Here is a 5,157-nt window from a genome sequence, read left to right as displayed (position 1 = left end):
GCACCTCTATTTGATTATAAACCACTAGCAAATAAACACATTCCAAAAGTTTCCATTTCTTGTAAAATGGATAGTTTTTAGTAAAAATCAATATAATTATAATATAAAAATAAAACTTTTCAGAAAATTCATATAAAAAGATGGACTTTTTATCAATAATTATATGCCAAAATAATCCAATTTATTTTCTATTATACCGATATGAAATGTATAAATCAATAGGAAAGACAACTAATATAACATATTCTATATATATAGTATAACAAAATTTTACAAATTTTAAAGTAAATATAAACTATCCATTTTACAAGAAATGACTACTTTTTATTAAAATACAGTATTTGCAACATATTTACCTTTAAAATTCTATTCTATTTTTCTTCTTCTATTCATTTCCACAAATCAACACTTAATTTTCATAACAAACTAAATTGAATAATATTTAATCTAAATTTTTTAATATGTTACTTTCACTTAATTTTTTAAGGTCATTTTTTTAATATAAACTCTTTATAAATTCATTTATATAATTAAAATATTATATAAATGAATTTATAAAGAGTTTATATAATGAAGAAATAAATAAAATAACACTAAAGTATATATAAATAAAGTAATACTTATATATTTTAGTGTTATTTATTATCTCAATATATTTAAGAAATTTATATTTAATTTTTTAAATCTTTTCTATATAAAAGTCTCCTTCCTAATATAACCAATATAAAACTTATTACAAGAATTAAAACAAATTTAAACATATTTAAATTTGAAAAATCAACCTCAATAAACTTATATAAATTAGCTATATTTCCTGTTGCATAATGACTTACTATAACTGCTACACTATTATTTAAGAAATGTAATAACATTGATACAAATATAGAGCCCGACTTATATACACTGTATGCAAATATGATTCCTAATATTGATGTTGGAATTATTCTTATAAAATCCATATGCATAATACCAAACAATACTCCACTACAGATTATTGCTAACTTTACAGACTTAACTCCATTTTTTGATTTACTAAATGCAGAAAATATAAAACCTCTAAAAAATATTTCTTCACATATAGCTGGTAATAATCCTATTATCAATAAATTCAATAAAAATTTATCCTTCATAAACAGAGATTTATTTAAACTCTCAGCCACTTCCATATTTTGAGGAAATAAAAATAAAATTAACTGAGTTATAATCATAATAATGATGTATCCACCAATCCAAAGAACAACTCCTCCTAAGAGATGTTTTAATGTTGGAATCTTTATACTAAATACTTCTCTAAAATCAGCTTTGATATAATATGCAAATATTAGTGGTAAAGCAATTATCATAACTTGTGTCATTACAATACCTGCTGTTCCAAATTTAATTTGAACCAAAGAACCAGCATAAATTAAAAGAACTAATCCTACTGCATACAAAATAATCCCATCACTCACAGTTGGTATAGACCCTTTTTTTATATTACATCTTTTCTCCAAGAAAGAAAAACTCTTACTATTTCCAAAAAGTATTTCTTCAGAATTAAACATTTTAGACAGAAGTATAATTGCCAATATAACAAAAGCTATATTCGATGTTAAAACTAGTGCTATCAGATTTAAATCACTTTTAAAAGATAATACACTTTTTATAAGTAATGATATATTTACCACAGGTATTACAGCTGTTACTCTATCCAATACTATATTTGGTATCATAGAAACATAAGATGGTATCATAATAACCAACATAAGAGGAGTTATATAGTTTTGAGCATCTTTAAAGCTTTTTGCTAGTGAACATACACACATACTTATTGCTGCAACTACCATTGAAAACAGACATACACATATTAAAGTAGTAGCAATTGGTAAAATTAAATCTCCATAATTAAAATTTCCAAAACCAAACTGGCTACTAAGACCCCCACTCACTAAAATAAATGCCATCGTTAAGCCCATAGATAAAATATTTAAAATTGCTGTTACTATTGCACTAAGGGAAACAGCCATATATTTTCCCATGACTAATTCTAAATTTGATATTGGGAGTGTAAATAAAGTTTCTAGTGTACCTCTTTCCTTTTCTCCAGCCATAACATCTATTGCTGGATATATTGAACCAAGCAAAACTCCTATTATTAATATAAATGGCAATATCTGTCCTAAGAAGTAGCCTGCTACTTCTTCTGTTTTTGCAACATCTATAGTACTGTACTTTATAGGTTCTAATGTACTTTGTACATCCAGTCCTTTTTCAGATAAAGTATTCTCTATAGTAAATCTCTTGTATTTATCTAAAACAGTTTCAATTCTTTTTACAGAGTTAGACGAATTTTCCTGAGATGAATTCATATATATTTTATAACTCGTAGATGATTGCTTTTCTTCTATTTTTATGTAAGCATCAATTTTATTTTCTTCTAAAGACTTCTTATAATTATCAACACTTAATATTTTTATTTTGCCTTTATCATTTGTAGTATCTTTATTAGTCCCAGTATCGCCCTCTAAATTATTCTCCTCTTCAATCATTGATACAAGCACTTTATTAGGTGTACTATCAAAAGCTATATTAATATCTTTACTATTCATACTATTTGCAGACATATTCATTACTTGAATCATCAACAACATAAGCAAAGGATATAAAAGAAGTGGTATAACAATCATCATAAATAAGGTCTTTTTGTCTCTTAGTATGTCTAACATTTCTTTTTTGAATATGTATTTTACAATTTTACTTCTCATCTAAACCTCCTCCATTCTAGAAAGATTTATAAACACATCTCTCAGATTATTTACTCCCGATTCTTCTTTTAAACTTTTCGGTGTTCCTGATGCAATTATTTTTCCATTATGAATCATTAAAATCTTATCACATAAAATTTCTGCTTCTTCCATATAATGAGTTGAATAAAGTACGGTTTTTCCTATTAACTTTTCGTTTTTCATAAAGTCTATTATAGATGCACTACTCAAAACGTCAAGACCTAATGTTGGTTCATCAAAAATATACACTTTTGGGGAATGTATTAAACAACGAGCTATAGATGTTCGCTGTGTCTGACCAGTTGATAGATTTTCAATTCTATTGTCTATAAATTCATTCATATCCATTACTTTTACAACATTTTTAATCGACTCTTCTATTTCTTCTTTTGTCATTTCATATAAACTTCCAAAAGTTGTTAAAAGTTCTCTAGGAGAAAGTCTTCCATATAGCTTTGTATTTCCAGATAGATATCCTATTTCTTTTTTTGCTGAATTTTTATCTATTGAATAATCATATCCAGAAACACTTATATTTCCTGATGTTGGTGTTAATATTCCTCCTAGCATTCTAAGTAAAGTTGTCTTTCCAGCACCATTTGGTCCTAATATTCCGACTATCTCACCTTCTTCAACACTAAAAGAAACATTATTTACAGCAAGAAAGTCTTCTTTTTTAGTTTTAATTTTCTTTAATTTTTTTATTGAACTTTTATTTTTATCATCTTTTATAACTCTTGTAAAAGATTTACATAACTTATCTACCTCTATCATTTACCAATTTGCTCCTTTCTTATTTATAGATATATTTATATAAATATAACATATAAACCTTTTTTATATACTATTTTTTATTTTAAAATATCTTATTTATAAAAACATATCTATTTACATGACAAATTATTACTTTTTATTCTTTTATAATATGTATTAACTAATAGATATAAAATAACATATTAATTTTTAAAGTATTAATAAATATTATCAATAAAAAAAGTGTCTCTAATCATTTAAAAATCTTTCAGACACTTTTTTCTAATTTCTCTTTTATTTTATTATCTAACTTTTTTACCAAGTTTAAATACTGCTAAAACATCTGACATTACATCTATATTATCTATAGGATTGCCATTTACAACTATCACATCTGCTTTCTTTCCTTTTTCTAAAGTTCCATAATTTTTATCAATTCTTAAAAGTTCAGATGCAGTTTTTGTAGCTGCTACTATTACATCCATATTATCCATACCATAATCTGACATTAACTTCATTTCATAATATGTCTTTCCATGTTCATTATAAGAAGTTCCTGCATCAGAACCAACTGCAATTTTAATTCCTTTTTTGTACGCTTTTAAGAATGATTCTTTATGTGGAATAGCAACAATTTCGCACTTTCTAAGAGTAGCCTCAGTTATTCCACTTTCTTTTCCTGCATTTAAAATAAAATATGGTGCAGCAACTGTTGGAACTAGATATGTTCCTCTTTCAAGCATCAAATCAATTATTTCATCATCTAAATAAACACCATGTTCTATAGAAGTGATTCCTGCAAGCACTGCATTTTTTATACCAGTTCTTCCTTGTGCATGTGTAGCAGTTATTTTCCCTGCTTTTATAGCTTCATCTATAGCAGCCTTCATTTCTTCTAAAGTCAATTGTGGTGAACCTGGCTCAACACCATCAGTTGTTACACCTCCAGTAGCCATTATCTTTACACAATCTACTCCATTTTTTAAAACTGTTCTAGCTGATTTTCTACATTCATCTACTCCATCACTTTCAATACCAAAATAGTATCCATGTCCTCCTGTCATACATATAACTGGACCTGAAGTAACTATACCAGGACCATCTATAGACCCTTTGTCTATAAGATTTTTAAGCTGCACATCCACATATTTTGGACAACCTAGACTTCTAATATATGTTACTCCTGAATCTAAATATGCATCAAGTTGTTTTATTGTATTTACCACAAGCTCTACATCAGATACGTTCTCATAATAAACTTTTGGATTTCCTACTGGCTCCATTGTCAAATGCACATGACAATTCATAATTCCTGGCATAACAGTTTTATCTAGGTAATCATATACATCATATCCACTTAAATCTTCTCTTATATTTTCAATTTCAAGTATAGTATCTTCATCAATAATTATACCTTTATCCTTCATAATACTATTTCCTGTTCCCTGAACCTCCTATGGCTAAAGTCACAGAGTTCCTGCTTCATAGAATTTTGCATACTAAAATATGTCTTACCAATTCTCCACAGGCTATCCCCATAGTTCCTACGGTTCTTACATAAATTATCTATTTTAAACTGTTATTAGTCTTAATCCTTCTTTTAGTATATTTATACTTGCATTTATATCTCTATCGTGAG

3 protein-coding genes are annotated in these 5,157 nt (G+C 26.7%); all 3 read right to left on the bottom strand.

All coding sequences use genetic code 11. The annotated features are described in order from the left end of the window. Positions 1-671: 671 nt before the first annotated feature. Positions 672-2,744 (bottom strand): ABC transporter permease subunit/CPBP intramembrane protease, encoded by a 2,073-nt coding sequence (locus KGF36_RS19755; RefSeq protein WP_227830479.1) that lies wholly within the window; start codon positions 2,742-2,744, stop codon positions 672-674. Continuing rightward, complete coding sequence (locus KGF36_RS19750) at positions 2,745-3,539, bottom strand: ABC transporter ATP-binding protein (RefSeq protein ID WP_227830478.1); 795 nt, start codon at positions 3,537-3,539, stop codon at positions 2,745-2,747. 281 nt (positions 3,540-3,820) lie between these two features. Next, positions 3,821-4,945 (bottom strand): metal-dependent hydrolase family protein, encoded by a 1,125-nt coding sequence (locus tag KGF36_RS19745; RefSeq protein WP_227830477.1) that lies wholly within the window; start codon positions 4,943-4,945, stop codon positions 3,821-3,823. Positions 4,946-5,157 lie beyond the last annotated feature (212 nt).

Source organism: Clostridioides sp. ZZV14-6009 (assembly GCF_020658095.1).
Lineage (GTDB): Bacteria > Bacillota > Clostridia > Peptostreptococcales > Peptostreptococcaceae > Clostridioides.
Note: the sequence above shows the minus strand (reverse complement) of the source record. Positions and strands in the feature narration are given on the sequence as shown.

Excerpts from the sequence above, each read along its gene's own strand:
- KGF36_RS19755 (WP_227830479.1), bottom strand. The coding sequence starts at position 2,744 with ATGAGAAGTAAAATTGTAAAATACATATTCAAAAAAGAAATGTTAGAC.
- KGF36_RS19745 (WP_227830477.1), bottom strand. The coding sequence starts at position 4,945 with ATGAAGGATAAAGGTATAATTATTGATGAAGATACTATACTTGAAATT.
- KGF36_RS19750 (WP_227830478.1), bottom strand. The coding sequence starts at position 3,539 with ATGATAGAGGTAGATAAGTTATGTAAATCTTTTACAAGAGTTATAAAA.